General features: G+C 55.1%; 14 protein-coding genes and 1 pseudogene. 7 read left to right on the top strand and 8 right to left on the bottom strand.

The features are described 5' to 3' along the window. Positions 1-99: 99 nt before the first annotated feature. Both OSC10802_RS41205 and OSC10802_RS41200 read right to left on the bottom strand, forming a co-directional pair. Positions 100-396 (bottom strand): circadian clock KaiB family protein, encoded by a 297-nt coding sequence (locus tag OSC10802_RS41205; protein WP_232731723.1) that lies wholly within the window; start codon positions 394-396, stop codon positions 100-102. 554 nt (positions 397-950) lie between these two features. Then, positions 951-2036 (bottom strand): annotated as a pseudogene (locus OSC10802_RS41200) (type IV pilus twitching motility protein PilT); the annotation flags it as partial. Between the two features lie 92 nt (positions 2037-2128). Here OSC10802_RS41200 and OSC10802_RS57220 point away from each other — a divergent pair. Next, entirely contained in the window at positions 2129-2485 is a 357-nt protein-coding gene (locus OSC10802_RS57220; protein ID WP_512699226.1) for a hypothetical protein, read from the top strand. A 698-nt stretch (positions 2486-3183) separates the two neighbouring features. Here the strand turns inward: OSC10802_RS57220 and OSC10802_RS50605 are convergent. After that, on the bottom strand, positions 3184-3330 hold the full coding sequence (locus OSC10802_RS50605; protein ID WP_155968192.1) for a hypothetical protein: 147 nt from the start codon (positions 3328-3330) through the stop codon (positions 3184-3186). A 528-nt stretch (positions 3331-3858) separates the two neighbouring features. Between OSC10802_RS50605 and wecB the strand changes: the two genes are divergently transcribed. Further along, on the top strand, positions 3859-4974 hold the full coding sequence (wecB, locus tag OSC10802_RS0121960; protein WP_017718921.1) for a non-hydrolyzing UDP-N-acetylglucosamine 2-epimerase: 1116 nt from the start codon (positions 3859-3861) through the stop codon (positions 4972-4974). A 151-nt stretch (positions 4975-5125) separates the two neighbouring features. On the opposite strand, the gene OSC10802_RS0121955 is transcribed toward wecB, so the two are convergent. Together OSC10802_RS0121955 and OSC10802_RS0121950 are read right to left on the bottom strand one after the other, a co-directional pair. Further along, positions 5126-5614: an SLOG cluster 4 domain-containing protein gene (locus tag OSC10802_RS0121955; protein WP_017718920.1), complete on the bottom strand. Its 489-nt coding sequence runs from the start codon at positions 5612-5614 to the stop codon at positions 5126-5128. An 84-nt stretch (positions 5615-5698) separates the two neighbouring features. Next, the gene (locus tag OSC10802_RS0121950; RefSeq protein WP_017718919.1) at positions 5699-6586 is read right to left on the bottom strand and encodes a 4-hydroxybenzoate solanesyltransferase; all 888 of its coding nucleotides are present in this window, start codon (positions 6584-6586) and stop codon (positions 5699-5701) included. A gap of 557 nt (positions 6587-7143) precedes the next feature. On the opposite strand from OSC10802_RS0121950, the gene OSC10802_RS0121945 reads away from it, so the two are divergent. Continuing rightward, the gene (locus OSC10802_RS0121945; protein ID WP_017718918.1) at positions 7144-8787 is read left to right on the top strand and encodes a Ppx/GppA phosphatase family protein; all 1644 of its coding nucleotides are present in this window, start codon (positions 7144-7146) and stop codon (positions 8785-8787) included. Between the two features lie 247 nt (positions 8788-9034). On the opposite strand, the gene OSC10802_RS0121935 is transcribed toward OSC10802_RS0121945, so the two are convergent. The 3 genes from OSC10802_RS0121935 to OSC10802_RS56625 all read right to left on the bottom strand — a co-directional run bounded on the left by OSC10802_RS0121935 (position 9035) and on the right by OSC10802_RS56625 (position 10591). After that, positions 9035-10090 (bottom strand): hypothetical protein, encoded by a 1056-nt coding sequence (locus tag OSC10802_RS0121935; RefSeq protein WP_155968191.1) that lies wholly within the window; start codon positions 10088-10090, stop codon positions 9035-9037. Positions 10091-10123: 33 nt separating this feature from the next. Further along, entirely contained in the window at positions 10124-10318 is a 195-nt protein-coding gene (locus tag OSC10802_RS0121930; protein WP_017718915.1) for a hypothetical protein, read from the bottom strand. 150 nt (positions 10319-10468) lie between these two features. Then, positions 10469-10591, bottom strand: coding sequence for a hypothetical protein (locus OSC10802_RS56625; protein WP_369797128.1), 123 nt, complete (start codon positions 10589-10591; stop codon positions 10469-10471). Positions 10592-11479: 888 nt separating this feature from the next. Here OSC10802_RS56625 and OSC10802_RS0121920 point away from each other — a divergent pair. From OSC10802_RS0121920 to plsY, 4 genes are all read left to right on the top strand, one after another. After that, complete coding sequence (locus OSC10802_RS0121920; protein WP_017718913.1) at positions 11480-12277, top strand: MlaE family lipid ABC transporter permease subunit; 798 nt, start codon at positions 11480-11482, stop codon at positions 12275-12277. Between the two features lie 64 nt (positions 12278-12341). Then, the gene (locus OSC10802_RS0121915) at positions 12342-12731 is read left to right on the top strand and encodes a DUF3119 family protein (RefSeq protein ID WP_017718912.1); all 390 of its coding nucleotides are present in this window, start codon (positions 12342-12344) and stop codon (positions 12729-12731) included. Positions 12732-13072: 341 nt separating this feature from the next. Continuing rightward, on the top strand, positions 13073-14389 hold the full coding sequence (locus OSC10802_RS0121910; protein WP_026098700.1) for a DUF3086 domain-containing protein: 1317 nt from the start codon (positions 13073-13075) through the stop codon (positions 14387-14389). A gap of 442 nt (positions 14390-14831) precedes the next feature. Then, positions 14832-15521 carry a glycerol-3-phosphate 1-O-acyltransferase PlsY gene (gene plsY, locus OSC10802_RS0121905; RefSeq protein WP_017718909.1) on the top strand — a complete coding sequence of 230 codons (690 nt, stop codon included), beginning with the start codon at positions 14832-14834 and terminating at the stop codon, positions 15519-15521. Positions 15522-15699: the final 178 nt, after the last annotated feature.

Raw genomic sequence — 15699 nt, 5'->3', positions numbered from 1 at the left:
CAACAGGATTTTTAGGCAGTTTCCGTCTGGGATGATGCCACCCTACTGCTGAACCGCTCACAGCACCCCGACCGCAAATGAAAACGTATTAAGCGGAAATTATTCAATATCCACAGAGCTGAGCAGCCGCAGAACAGCGTCTGCATTGTCCAGCTCACCGACAATCCGCCTAAAGGGTTGCGGCCAGACTTTCAGGAGGGTGGGGGTGGCACAGACTCGATCTGCTTCTGTTTGCTCTGGGTGTTTGAAAATATCAATGACTTTCAAGGTATAAGGGGAAGGGCTCCCCTCCTGCAGAAGCTGGTGCAGGCGCTTGAGGGTGCGCTCGGTAGCCGCCGTGTGCCCGCAAACAAATAAACGCAGTACATATCCGTAAGTTTCCGATGGGTCGCGCATAGGTGGCACTCCCAGATGCTGGGAGCTGTGATAAGATAAGTTCCGCTCAATTCGCATGACTGGGGCAGGCTCTTCCCAGCGCTGAGGAAACTGCGGACGACAGGTGGCCAGCACTTAGGGATTGCGCAACTCTTCTAACGGAGGGGCAACTTGTCAGAGCCATTCCCTCATCTCAACCATAGCATTCAGCCCTGCAGGGGGTGAATTACGTTTAATTAATTTTTAATAAAAACTGTGTGGGGCTCTGGCGTGCCGCCACCTGCCAGCGCAGCCGTCGGGGGTGGCGCTGAGAAATGAACGGTCCGTGAGACGCAGGCACAGGACCTGAAATCTCGCCTCCTGTCCCCCGCACTGCCGTAGCAACTATTAAATTGCACAAACCGTAAGGCGAATATAGCGCGCCAATAACCTTCGTGTAAATTTCAGAACCCCGGTTTCTTAAAGAAAGCGGGGTTCTGGGCCAAGAGGGGTTGCGCCGCAGGGCAGGCCCCTTGCCTGTCGGAGCAAGGTAGGTGCCAGGGGAGTCCGCAGCGCGTTGCGTTCCCCGGCTTCACTTAGATGCGGCCTCGGAGGAACTGAGCCATTTCATTGGGAGTGGGCGACATTTCCAAGGCGATTTCTTCAGTGATGCGGCCTTCTTGATAGAGCTTCAGCAGAGCCTTGTTCATGGTCATCATGCCGTCGAACTCAGCTTTCAGCATCACTTGGTTGATATTTTCATAATCCCCTTTGATGATGTATTCCTTAATCGCGTCAGTAGCGATCAGGATGTCGTGGAAAGCTGCCCGCTTGCCGTCCGTTGTTTTGCAAAGCCCCTGGGCGATAATGCAGATCAGGGATTCTGCCAGGGAAATCCGCAAGGGTGGCTGCTCTGCGGGCGGGAACATCCCCAGAATCCGCTCAATGGTTTTGATAGCGCTGTTCGTGTGCAGGGTGCCCGCAACCAAGTGACCCGTGGAGGCGGCTTTGAGGGCGATATTCATCGTTTCTTGGTCGCGGATTTCCCCCACCAGCATCAAGTCTGGGTCTTGGCGGAGCGCTCCTTTGAGGGCGTTTTTAAATTCCAGGGTGTGCCGGCCCACTTCCCGGTGCTTGATCAGGGATTTGCGGCTGATATGGACGAATTCAACCGGGTCCTCAATGGTGATGATGTGTTTGGCAAACTCCTTATTCATGTAGTCAATCATCGCCGCCATTGTGGTGGACTTACCAGAACCGGTGGGCCCTGTCACCAGGATTAGCCCTTTGTGGTAGTGGCAGACATCCTTGAACACCGGCGGCAATTTCAGCTGCTCCATCGTCAATATCGTCGCCCCGATCAGGCGCAGCACCATCGCCGGACCGGCAAGGGAGTCAAACAGGTTGATCCGGATGCGCACGAAACCGAGGTCCGCCACCGCGTCAAAGTCCAGGCTGTCTTGGAAGCGCTGAATTTCTTCATCCGTGAGGATTTCCCGCAGCCAGCTCATAAAGCTGTCCAGATCCGTCACCGGCCACTCTGTGGGCGTGATGTCGCCCCGCTTGCGGTATCGGGGGGCTTCATTAACGCCCAAGTGAACGTCAGAAACCCCGTTTTCGTTCGCTGTCCACACAATATCCCTTAATGTCGGGTGTCCCGGACTGGGCCCCGGGCCTCTTTGTGGCGGTCGGGGCTCTGGCGCTACCAGTGCCTTAATCGGCGGGATGTTCGAGTGGGTCATTGCCGGTGTCGGCTGGGAAACCGCTGTCGGCTGTGCCGGCGCAGATGGGGGTGCCGGTGCTGCCGGTGCCGGTGCCGGTGCTGCCGGTGCTGCCGGTGGGGCTGCCGGTGGGGCTGCCGGTGGGGCTACAGCTGCCGGTGGGGCTGCCGGTGGGGCTGCCGGTGGGGCTACAGCTGCCGGTGGGGGTGGGGGCGATTGAGGTCTGGGTACCCCCGGCGGTGGCGGTGGTGCCGGCACGCGCATCGTTTGTGCCTGTCCCTGAGTGGCCCCTGGCACGCCCATACTGCCGGGAGGAGCCGGCACCCGCCCACCGGGTGGGGGTGGCATGGGTGGAATGCGAGGTGGACCAGGAGGGGGTGGAACGGGTGGACGATTGGATTGTGTCATAGAGCACTATTCTGATTGACCAGCAAAGCTTTAAAATGCAAAAAACTCATCAGAGTTTGGGTCTTAGGCTATAGATGCCCTCTTGGCCTGTGCGCAAGAGTTTGTAGATTCCGGTTGCTTGACCCCCAGCGTTGGGTGCCGCGCCTCAAGACTAAACTGAACAGATCTTCATCTCAAAGGTCATTTTCACTCTTTTTCTGGCGCAGATGTACGCACTCACAATTCTGCACGCACCATATTGTTTAGGTTTCCCAAGTTTCTCCGCCCAGCACCACTTCAGTGGCAAAACCGCCGCACAGCGCAAGGGATGCAATCTGTCCCGGCGGAGTTCCTCCAGCCCGACCTGTTCTGGCTGGCCCCATGAAAGGGAGCCGCAGTCAAGCTGGTTTTCTGCTTTTGTAATTTTATTTAACAGAACTGGTGGGGCTTTAGCCCAACTACAAACGGGCCAGTTGCGCCACCGGTTGGGCTAAAGCCCAACTACAAACCTTTGGGCTAAAGCCCAACTACAAACCTTTGGGCTAAAGTCCAACTACAAACGGGGCTAACGCCCAACTACAAATGGCCACCGGCCACGCCCCTCCCCTCGCGCCTTGACGCTCTGCCGCTGCTTCTACAAAAGAGGATACAAGCCGCTGAGATCCTGCCATGCGCACAATTGCGAACTTTTTGTCCAGTCGGTGGGGAATCCTGCTGATTTTTACCTGACCTCCGCCGGCAGCGTCCCGTTTTTGCCAGTCCCGCCGAGAAGCGGGGTGCCGCCGGCGAGCGCGCCCCAAACAGCCGGTTCCCAACTCCACCCCCTCGGGTTTTTATTCCTTCTGGGCAATCTTAAGTCAGTGGACATATAGCGGCTCTCAGTGGGATGAACTATGGCCCAGAAACCCGGTTTCTTAAAGAAACCGGGTTTCTCAGTACCTCACGCTTGATGAGAGAGGCTATAAATAAACGGCACATCACGGCACATCAAGAAACCACTATTCTAAAAGAAACCTGATTTCTGGCACAGGGTTCAATAGCGCGTGAGTCAGCCGGTTGAGTGATTTTCTGGCAGGGATGGATTTCTTGTGCCCTGTTGATTATACTGAAATTCCTGAAAGCTGGGGAGGGGTGTGGGATGATAGGAAAGCCAAAGCCCAAGGATTTCTCTCGTTCCCAGGCTCTGTCTGGGAACGCAATCTGGAGGCTCTGCCTCCTTTCAACGCAAAAGCAGGTTAAAAGCCTAAGAGCTTAGGAAAGCCAAAGCCCAAGGATTGAGCTTCACTCCCTGAACAGGATTGATCGGAAAGCGCTTTCCGCACCGCCTTTTTACACCCTATTATTTGACACGCTAAATTTGTTGTCGCTGTCCTCTGGTAAATTAGTACCCACTTCAATGCCGAAGTCTCCTATCTCTGTCTGCATCACTCTGGGAACCCGTCCAGAAGCTATTAAACTAGCGCCGGTCATCCAACTGTTCCAGGCTTCCCCATCTTTTGAGACGCGAGTGGTTTTAACCGGCCAGCACCGCGAAATGGTCGAGCAAGTAATGCAACTCTTTGAGCTGAGTGCCGACCGAGATTTGGCCATCATGCTTCCCCGGCAAACCCTCACGGACATTACCTGCAGGAGTTTGCAGGGACTGGAAGCGCTCTTTCAAGAACTGCAACCGCAACTGGTGCTCGTCCAGGGAGACACCACCACCGCCTTTGCCGCTTGCTTAGCCGCCTTTTACCAGCAGATTCCCGTTGGCCATGTGGAGGCGGGACTGCGCACAGATGACCTGTTCAACCCCTACCCAGAGGAGGCGAACCGGCGTCTGATCTCCCAGCTGGCTCAGCTGCACTTTGCGCCCACTTCCCAGGCGGTGAAAAACCTGCGCCGGTCCGGCGTCACCGGAGAAATTCACCACACCGGCAACACCGTGATTGACGCCTTGCTGGCCGTGGCCAAGCGCCAGCCCGAGTGCGAGATTCCCGGTTTGGACTGGAACGAACACCGCATCCTGCTGGCAACAGTCCACCGGCGAGAAAACTGGGGCGAACCCCTGCAAGACATCGCTCACGGATTCCTGCAAATCCTAGACAGCTTTCCAGACACAGCGTTGCTGTTACCGCTGCACCGCAACCCCACAGTGCGCGAACCGCTGACCGCACTTTTGGGCGATCACCCCAGGGTTTTCTTGACTGAACCTCTAGATTACGCTCAACTCGTCGGCGCAATTCAGCGCTGCTATCTCTTGCTGACAGATTCTGGCGGATTGCAAGAAGAAGCGCCGGCACTCGGCAAACCCGTACTCGTGTTGCGAGAAACCACAGAACGACCCGAAGCCATTGACGCCGGCACCGCCAAACTCGTCGGCACCAACCCAACCAAAATTGCTGCTGTCGCCGGCGAATTGCTGAGCGACTCAGCGGCTTATCAAGCGATGGCAACCGCTATCAATCCTTTTGGAGACGGTCACGCCGCCGAGCGCATCCTGCAAATTGTGGGGAATTACTCCCACAAATAACTCCCCAATTTCTCCTCTTCTCGTTTCTGGTTCCCAGGTAGAACCTGGGAACCCTTTCTCAGCGGCTCTGCCTCTTATTCTTATAGCACTAGGCACATAGGGCGCGGACCAACGGACAGGCGTCTCGCCTGTCCCTGACGAGATAAACAAATTATCCTAACACCTCTCTAACTTTCCCTATCGCCTCTTCAGGACTCCCTACCACAAAAACATTTTCTGGCGAAAGCTTTTTGAAAAATACCTGACTGGATTCGTCATCATTTAACAAAACGACTTTCTTATTCGCCTTGATGGCGAGGGCAATTTCTGAGGCAGTGCCGGCACCCATACCGCAGGCAACCAGCACATCACTCGACAGGACATTGATATTATTGCGAGCGCTGCCCATGCCGGTGAAAATAGCAATATCGACTGCGGGAGAAATCATGCCGGTGCCGTCAGTAGGCAGGATGCCTACAGTAAGGCCATTCGCCTCTTTGGCACCAATATATGCGGCATCCATGACACCGGCATCCCTGCCGCCGGTGAGCAAAACCCAACCTGATTTGGCGATAAGTAGGCCAATTTCAAAGGCATTTTGCATGTCAGCTGCTGTAGCGCCGGCACCCGGACCCATCACCCCAATCACAATTTTTTTCATCCCAGAAATCCCACAGTTTTATCCATGCCGGCAAGTCCCAGAGGCCAGTCTTATCTGGGGACATCTGCGGGCGTTTTCGGTTGTTTATCTTGTCAAAATTCCTGCAATCATGCCGGCGAGTAAAATAAAGCCAATCCAGACATTCTGGCCAAATATCTTCCCGTAAACTGCTTTAGGGAGATTTTCATTTCTCAGCTGGAGGTACTGCCAAGTCCACGCCGCGACAGACACAACCAAAGCTATCCAAAAAGTAATGTAAAGGTGCATCAGTCCCCCCACACAGGCAAGCATGGCGGCGGTGCAGGCAAAGAAAAAGGCCACAGCCTCGGCGGCGTACTCCCCAAAGAACAGGGCGCTGGAGTTTACCCCCAGCCGCAGGTCATCTTCCCGGTCGCTCATCGCGTACACGGTGTCGAAGCCCAAAGTCCAGGAGACAGTGGCGGCCCAGAGCAGCCAAGTTTGAAATTCTAATGTGCCTGTCACTGCAGTCCAGCTGATGAGAACCGCGAATCCCCAAGCGATAGAGAGCACGAGCTGGGGAACTGGAAACACTCGCTTTGCCAGCGGGTAGAGGAGGATCACCGGCACGGCGGCGACGCACAGCCAGAAACTCAGGGGAGGGAGGTACAGGGCCACAATGGCGGCGCAAAGCAAGGCCAGAATCGCCAAAACAATGCCGGTGCGCACGCTGAGGGCGCGGGAAGCCAGGGGGCGATTGCGCGTCCTTTCCACTTGCGGGTCAATATCTCTGTCCCAGAGGTCATTGATCGCGCAACCGGCGGCGCTGGTGAACAGAGTGCCGAACACAATCACGGCCACGAGGGGTGCTGGGGGCTTCCCGCCGGCGGCCAAAAACACAGCCCAGAGGGCGGGAATCATCAAAATCAGGCGTCCCGATGGCTTGTCCCACCTGAGAAGTCTAGCGATCCTCAGCCAAATCGGTTCGGCTTTGCGTTCTTGCTCGGTTAGCATGGTTGTGTCTAAAGTGCCTGCAGGAGAATTCGGAATTAGGAGACTCACTGGGCTACTGTAGCCCGAATAAGTATATCATTGGCAGGTGCGGTTTTCACGCTCAGTCGCGAGAACGTTTTAGATTGCTCCGCAGGGGAGTTGGCGTCGGGAGCATCCCCTTTTTGCAAAGAGTTTCACCCTCACCCCCCTAACCCCCCTCTCCCAGGGCGGGAGAGGGGGGAAAAAAGAATTCTCCCCTGACCCCAAGTGGGATAGGGGTTGGGGGTGGGGGGAGTGCACAAATCAGATGCTCCCGCTGCCGGCAGGCATTGCGCAAGACTTCTGCGGAGCGAGCTAGTGCCGGTTTCGCACCCGGAATTGTGAGAGAAAACAGAAAAGGATATCGGTCGCCTCATCCGGGAGCATCCGGGGCTGACAGGACCTCGCACCCCTCACCCCTTTCCCTGGCGGAGCGCAGCACGCCTGACAGCAAGCGCCTGCCGAGCGGAAAAAGACCCCTTTTAAGATATGCTGAATCTGAAAGTATGGGCTGGGGTTGTAACCCTAGATCTACGGGGATGGTCAATACAGTTCCTTTAGTTAAGATTCCCGCTCCATCTGTGGAGCAAGACCGGATTATCGCTGCCATCGATTTGGGGACGAACTCCCTGCACATGGTGGTGGTGCGGATTGAACCCAAACTGCCGGCTTTTACGATTATTGCCAGAGAGAAGGAAACGGTGCGGCTGGGCGACCGCTGTCCAGAAACTGGCGACCTCAAACCGGCGGTAATCAAACGCGCTACCGACACTCTGCGGCGCTTCCAAGAAATTGCCAACAGCCTGAATGCGGAAACGGTTGTGGCTGTGGCGACTAGCGCCGTGCGCGAGGCTCCCAACGGGCGAGACTTTTTGCAGCAGGTGCGAGAGGAGTTAGGTCTGTCGGTTAGCTTAATCTCCGGTCAAGAAGAAGCCCGGAGAATTTACCTGGGCGTCCTGTCGGGGATGGAATTTAACAGCCAGCCCCACATTATAATTGATATTGGCGGCGGCTCTACAGAATTAATTTTAGGGGATGGGCACGAGCCTCGCTCCCTGAGCAGCACCAAAGTGGGCGCAGTTCGCCTGACAGCAGAATTCATCACCACCGATCCGATTAGCAATGCCGAGTTTCAGTACCTGCAAGCGTTCGTGCGGGGTACGCTGGAACGACCGGCTGACGAGTTGCGGGCGCACTTGCAACCGGGGGAGCAACCCCGTTTGGTGGGCACATCTGGGACAATTGAAACTTTGGCGGGGATTATCGCCCGCGAAAAGATGGGTGTGGTTCCCAGTCCGCTCACCGGCTTCCAATTCACCCTCAAAGACTTGTCGAACCTGGTGAATCGCTTGCGCAAGCTTTCTAACTCCGAGCGTTCGGCAATTCCAGGGATGTCAGACCGGCGGTCAGAAATTATTTTAGCCGGCGCTCTAATTTTACAGGAAGCCATGACGCTGCTGGGGGTGGAGTTGCTGACGGTTTGCGAGCGCTCCCTGCGGGAAGGCATCGTAGTAGACTGGATGCTCACCCACGGTTTGATTGAAGACCGGCTGCGCTTCCAGAGTTCTGTCCGCCAGCGCAGCGTAATCAAAATCGCCGAGAAATACGAAGTTAGCCTGGAATCCGCTGAGCGAGTGGCAGCTTTTGCGCTCAACCTATTTGACCAAACTCAGGGCGTTTTGCACAACTGGAGTTCGGAAGAGCGGGAACTTTTGTGGGCGGCTGGGATTTTGCACAACTGCGGCTTGCATGTGAGTCACTCTTCTCACCACAAACACTCGTATTACTTGATTCGCAATGGCGAGCTACTCGGATACACGGAAACCGAGATAGAAGTGATGGCGAATATCGCCCGCTACCACCGCAAGAGTGGGCCGAAGAAAAAGCACGAAAACTACCGGAGCTTGCCTAGCAAACAGCACCGGCAGATGGTGAGTCAGTTGAGCGCTTTGCTGCGGCTGGCGGTGGCGCTCGACCGGCGGCAAATTGGCGCTATCGCCGGGTTGAAGTGCGAGTTCCGTCCGGCGCTGCGAGAATTGCACTTGCGGATTCTGCCGGCACTGCCCTCGGATGAGTGCGTTTTAGAGCGCTGGAGTTTGGATCAGAAGAAAGCGGTGTTTGAGGCGGAATACGGCGTTAAATTGGTGGCTCGCTTGGAGCCGGTGCCGGTGCCGGTTGGCTGAGTTGGAAAACCGGCTTTTTTGAAGACGTTGGCGCTCGTTTAAAAACCGGGTTTCGCCGAAGTTACCCGGTTTTTTTGTACAGGGGGTGCGGGGGGAGTGTGGCGTTTTTTTGCAGATATGCCCTGCCTCTAAGAGACTCTTTATAAGAGAGGGCGCTAAAAGCTGGCTGAAAATTTTCTATGATCCAGCGCCCCTGTCGGCAACTGCTCTGAACCGCACTCAACAAATTTATTGATATCTCCCCTTTTCAAGGCAGTGAGCAGCAAGTAAACTCAGCGTCATTCAAAGCCGTGTCATCACCCTTTCCCTGTGGGGGCTCAACTTTTGTCTTTATGCCACAAATTGCCGAAGCCGGAGGACAAGTTTTTAAGCTTGACCATCCCCCCCAACCAAGTCGATAGGAAGCAAACCTTTTCCCATCTTGACACAGAAATTCCGCATCAACAGCGCCAGTATCATCGCCGCTCCCTTGAGGTCCTTCAATTCTTAACTGCACACCAGTTACATACTTATCACCACAATTCCCTACATTTATTTTATCTCCCCACCCTCCAGTTCCAGATGATATTTCTGTTACACTTCCTTTGTCTTCAACTGTTCCGCACAACAAATAAATACCATTGAGGGCAGTATCATCACCTGTCTTCTGTTCTGGCTCTATCTTCAGCGAAGCACCTAACACCCACTGTCCCGTTGGACATCTTTCCTCCGTCGTCCAATTACCATAGGGACCCCCAAATGGCCCAATCTTGCCAACAGCGACATAATCTCTCTTTAGGGGCTTTGGCGGTTCTGGTGCCGGTAGGATAATTGGTAGTGCAGCTTGATTATTTCGTTGTTTATCTGGGTTAACTCCCACATTCCGCCCGCCCCACTCAAGTACGATCTGCGGTCCTTTATTTGGGTTCATTGCCCGAATAACCTGTTTCAGTTCTGGACTTTGCAGATCCAGTACAAGCTGATAGTTGTGAGGAATTGCTACAAAGCCTACTGCTTGCTTCCCCGTGCCATCTGCATATTGCACATAGGCATTAAATGGTTTGTCTGGTTGATTAAACTCCTCCTGAAAATCGAATCCGTAGAACACTAACAAATTGGTATCTAACGTAATGCTATCGGAGGAATTAGTAGAGCAAATCACTGGTAATATATCAGGAGCAGGAAAACGATCCTTATCTAGTTTATGCCCAATTTTCTGCAGTCGCTGCTCTAGCCGTATAACAACGAAATCGGACCGGCAGGAAAATTCACTGCCTGTTTGCCCAGCGATACTATTGTAGGTCGAACGAACTTCCTGAGCCACTTGCTTCGCTACTTTGTTGCTTGACTCTTCCAACTATTTAACTGTGGCAAGCATCGTTTCCTCCCCGCGATCCGGCTGTCGCCTTAACTCCTCAATACCTTGTTTTAAAACATCTAGAGTTTTATTGTCAACTCCTACTTCTACATCCGCACCGCATTTTGCACCAGACATTACGAGCATCAAGGCAATCCAACAGATGGGAGCCTTTAGCTGGGATTTTAACTTCATATCATTTTCTATTCTTAGTAATTGACATTCTCCCCACGGCTATAAGCCAGGGTATTCCAAGAGACAGCCTTTTTAGGTTTTCTGTTTCTACGAGTTGGCTTGCGAGAGAGCAGTTGCCTCACTCACGTTTTCGTTCCCCTGTGCCGCATGCTAGGTCGAGCTATCCTTAGCTCCTCCTTTGTAGAACTGGCGAACCCAGCGCCGGTATTGCGCGATCAGCTCGTCGTCCTTACTGAGCAAGGGATGGCTCCGGTAAACCTTATTCTTCCAAATTCAGATGTCCTGTTCGAGGTCTGCGCTCACCTCCGCCATAGTGTTTTTCTCTAAATCGAAAGTTCGATGTTAGCGAACCAGTATAACTTTTCCCATCCCCTATGCCCTAGCACCTGTGCCCAAAAATTGCTGCAAGCTTTTCTCTGGGCGCGTCTAGCGATCGCAACAGAGCAATAAGTCTGCCCCGGTCAAAGGAGCGGTCATTAGATTGGCCCTCTTCTGTACGAGATTAAGTTTTGCGCCAGATATATGAGAAGCATTGCCTCTTGTTACGACAATTCTATTGGGCAGCCATTTTGCTGTCAAGCATTTTTTGTAAAATTATGTTACATTCAGAAAATAATTGCTAGCTGGTGAGCTGCGAGAGTTTTGTCAATACCCGCATGAAACCCATATATGGCAGTAGTGTGGGTTGCAGCTGAAAAAAGAGTCACAAACCAGAACACAGAATGAGCCAGCCCCACCACCGCTGGAGCAAGGGTGCCCATCAACCGAGCAAGGGTGCCCATCAACCGAGCTCTGAGCTCCATCAACCGAGCAAGGGTGCCCATCAACCGAGCAAGGGTGCCCATCACCCGAGCTCTGAGCTCCATCGGTCGAGCTCTGAGCTCCATCACCCGAGCTCGGAACTCGATCACCCGAGCTCTGAGCTCCATCACCCGAGCAAGGGTGCCCATCAACCGAGATCAGAGTTCCATCAACCGAGCTCTGAGCTCCATCAACCGAGCAAGGGAACTCCATCGGTCGAGCTCTGAGCTCCATCAACCGAGCAAGGGAACTCCATCGGTGAAGCTCTCAACTGGGACTGTGGCGTTTCTGGAATAGCCAAAAGAACAAACACTGGGAGGCTCTGCCACAATTAAGTTGTAGTTGTGCGATAATCCCCCCTTGAGTGAAACCAATTCTAGATCCAGCCTGGGATTGTGGTTGCAGCGTTTGCTGGCCGCTATTTTTCTCGCAGGCCAAGTCATCGTGCACCTGATTGCCGGCAAGATTCACCGGCGCAACACCCTCGAGCAAATGGCAGCCGTCGGTCCGGAGTCCCTGCTGATCGCCCTCCTCACCGCCACCTTTGTCGGTTTGGTGTTCACCATCCAAGTGGCGCGAGAATTTCTCAACTTTGGCGCAGCGAGGGCGGTGGGCGGCGTGCTGGCCCTCTCCCTCACCCGCGAACTGGGCCCAGTGCTGACAGCCGTGATCATTGCCGGTCGCGTCGGTTCCGCCTTCGCCGCAGAAATCGGCACCATGAAAGTAACCGAGCAGATTGACGCCCTCTACATCCTCAAAACCGATCCGGTGGATTACCTGGTGATACCCCGGACGCTCGCCTGCTGCGTCATGCTGCCGGTTTTGACAGTGCTGTCCCTGCTCACCGGCATGGCTGGGGGAATGCTGATCGCAACCACCATATACGGCATCCCCCCACGAGTCTTCATCGATTCCGCCCGCAGCTTCCTCAATGTTTGGGATCTGTGCAGCGCCGTCATCAAAGCCGTCTGCTTCGGTGGCTTAATCGCCGTCATTGGCTGCAGCTGGGGTTTGACCACAACAGGGGGAGCCAAAGGCGTCGGACAGTCCACCACCACCGCAGTTGTCACCTCCCTGCTGGCCATCTTCATGTTCAACTTTGTTCTCTCCTGGCTGATGTTCCAGGGAACCGGCAGCGCCGTCATCCGGGGCTTGTGAGGATCTAACCCTCTACAATGAAAAGCAGAGAAAGGTTACTTTACATAAAGCCGGATTAACGCCTGTGACTGCTACCGCGTCCTCTCCCCTATCGGCACAAACCGTTGAACTGGCTCCCAGCTATACGCTGCCGGTCGTGTTAGCGGTGCTAGCCATTCCCCTGCTGCCGGTGCAACCCCTGGCAGCAATCGCCATCGCTCTACTGGGGCTATTTCTCCTGTTCCAGACTGCCACCATTCGTTTGAAATTCACCGAAACCGCCTTGGAAGTCTGCCGAAATGACAAGTTGCTCCGGCGCTTTCCCTACCAGGAGTGGCAAAATTGGCGGATCTTTTGGCCCCCAGTCCCCATACTCTTCTACTTCCGAGAAGTAAAGAGCATCCACTTCCTGCCGATTTTGTTTGACCCCAAAATGCTGCGCACCTGCCTGGAGTTGCGCTGTTCCCGCACTTAGCAATCCGTACCGCACGCCGGGAACACGCGCCGGCGGGAAAGTGGGAGAGTCAGCTGCGCAGCGCCCAACACGAGGGCGAGGATTCAAACTCTTTGCAGTTATCCGGAGAGCCCCACCCCCCGGCGGGTGGGGTTCTTCATCCCACGCCCTGTACAGCACCGGCTTTCAATTGGGGCATCCCACAAACAGCGCCCCCGCAGGCATAGCTTCATGTCTGAGCAGCCCGATTTAAATTGCCCCGGTATTGGCAAAAACGGAATAATGCTCCCGTTTCTCACTCCCTCACTCCCCCCCCTCACCCCCTCCCTCTCCCGCCAACCCTTCAATTGCTTTTATCTTCTATGAGTTCCGACGAAACCCAAACCCCAGAACAGCAACAGCAAGCCGCTGAGTCAGTGGCCAAGCCGGCACCCCCAGAGCCAGCACCGCCACCGCCAACCCCACCGGCACCCCCAGAAAAGCAAAGCGTGCCGGTGGAGCTTTCCGCACCGCCAACCCCACCGGCACCCCCAGAACAGCAAAGCGCGCCGGTGGAGCTTTCCGCACCGCCAACCCCACCGGCACCCCCAGAACAGCAAAGCGCGCCGGTGGGGCTTTCCGCACCGCCAGCCCCACCGGCACCGCCAGAAAAGCCAGCCGTGCCGGTGCAGCCGCCGGCGGACGCAACAGAGCGTGACGCCGCGGCGCTGGCGCAGCGAGTCGTCTCCTTGCTGTGCCAAGAAGCGGAATTGAAAGAACAGATAGCCCAACTGCAAGCCTCACGCGCCCAGTTGCTGCAACTTCAGGCAGAAACCCAAGCCGCACTGGGGCGTCTGGTGCAAGAAGGGTTGAGCGAACTGGAGCAGCGCAAGCAGGCGCTACAGATATCCGTAGAGCAACTCGAACGGCGTCAGGAGCGCATCCGCCAAGAAATGCGAACCACATTCGCCGGCGTATCCCAAGACCTAGCCATTCGCGTTCAAGGCTTTAAAGACTACCTAGTCGGAAGCTTGCAAGATTTGGTCAGCGCCACAGAACAGCTAGAACTAGCCCCGCCGGCGCAGCCACCGCAAAAGCAAACAGCTGCGACGGCAAAAGAACCCAAAGCCGAGCAAAAGCCCAGCGCACCCAGATTTGCCGAACAGAGCTTCCAAGAGCAAACCAAACAAATTCGCCGGCTCCTCGATCAGTACCGCAACATGCCCGACTACTACGGTCCCCCCTGGCAGCTGCGCCGCACCTTCGAGCCCATTCACGCCGAGCGAGTCTCCAACTGGTTTTTCACCCAAGGCGGGCGGGGAGCCTTGCGCACGATGGGCAGCCGGTTGCAAAATATCCTCATCTCCTCCGCCGCCATCTCCGTGCTGCGCAGCATCTATGGCAATCGCCTGCGCACCCTCGTCCTCGCCGCCACCCCAGAACGTCTCGGAGAGTGGCGGCGCGGGTTGCAAGACTGCCTCGGCATCACCCGCACCGATTTTGGCCCAGAGCGGGGAGCAGTCCTATTTGAAGCCGCCGAACCCCTCGTGCAAAAAGCCGACCGGCTGCTCAAAGACGGTTTAATGCCCCTGATTGTCATTGACGAAACCGAAGACCAAATCAATCTCTCCCTGCTGCAATTTCCCCTGTGGCTCGCTTTCGCACCCGACCCCCAGACTATGGCTGTTCGGGAAATCTAGCAACGAGCCGCCATTCCCTGGTTTGTAGTTGGGCTTTAGCCCAAAAGCTCGCCCCGCCTCCAAGACAATTTTCATTTGATCTGGCGATCTTGCTTGCCATCTCGTTCCCAGGCGGAGCCTGGGAATGCCGAGCAGGAGGCTCTAACTTGAAAATAGTCTTGTAGGGGCGATGCCCCCGCGATCGCCCCGACCCCTTGACAATTTTCATTGGGGGTAGTAAAGTGCGCAGATCGTCGCGACTGCCTCCTTTATATAGCGTCTCTCATATTAGTGAGGTACTGACAAAGCCGATTTCTTAAAGAAAACGGGTTCCTGCAACCTACTTCATATAACTGAGAGCCGCTATATGGCGCTCACCACTAACAGAATAATCGCTTTTTCCCAATCCCCAAATCCCCAAATCCCGGCACCCATTCCTAACACCCAACACCCAACAAAAACAATGGCTCTCTGGTTAAGTTTAAATATAGCCATCTTATTAGCAGCTTATCTGCTCGGCTCCCTTCCCACCGGCTACACAGCCGCAAAACTGCTCAAAGGCATTGACATTCGGGAGGTGGGCTCTGGCTCCACCGGCGCGACGAACGTGCTGCGAACCCTGGGAAAAGGACCGGCGATCGCCGTGTTGTTGCTGGACGTTTTGAAAGGCGTAGCGGCAATTGTGCTGGTTCGCTGGGCTTACACCCGAGAGGCGGTGGATATGCTGGCTGCACCGCCCGTACTTGACAGCTGGCTGCCTTGGATGGTAACGGGTGCCGGTTTAGCAGCGGTGCTCGGTCACAGTAAATCTATCTGGTTAGGCTTCACCGGCGGCAAATCTGTGGCGACGAGTCTGGGGATTTTGCTAGCATTATATTGGCCGGTGGGGTTGGCAACTCTCGGCGTTTTTGCGATCGTTATAGCCATTTCGCGGATTGTGTCGCTCAGTTCAATGTCGGGGGCGATAGCCTGTCCGGTACTGATGATAGTTGCCGGTCAGCCTTTGGCTTACTGCTTGTTTGCCCTTGCCGGCGGGCTGTATGTCATTGTGCGCCACCGCAGCAATATTGAGAGATTGCTTGCCGGTGCGGAACCCAGAATTGGAGAAAAATTGTCGCAGCAGCAGGAGGCGGAAACAAGCGCCTCGCAGTAGGGACAGGAATTGGTATAGCACTAGCCACTTAGGGCGCGGACGTAGGACAGGCGTCGCGCTGACGCGCCGCTACGCTTTAGCGTTAGCGGCTGCGCTAGCAGCTACGCCTGTCCCTGTACCTACTAGCAAGTGAGGTGCCTTGTCCATTACTGAGCTGTCTATTGCTATATATAGCCTC

Source organism: Kamptonema formosum PCC 10802 (assembly GCF_000332335.1).
Taxonomy (GTDB): domain Bacteria; phylum Cyanobacteriota; class Cyanobacteriia; order Cyanobacteriales; family Oscillatoriaceae; genus Oscillatoria.
Note: the sequence above shows the minus strand (reverse complement) of the source record. Positions and strands in the feature narration are given on the sequence as shown.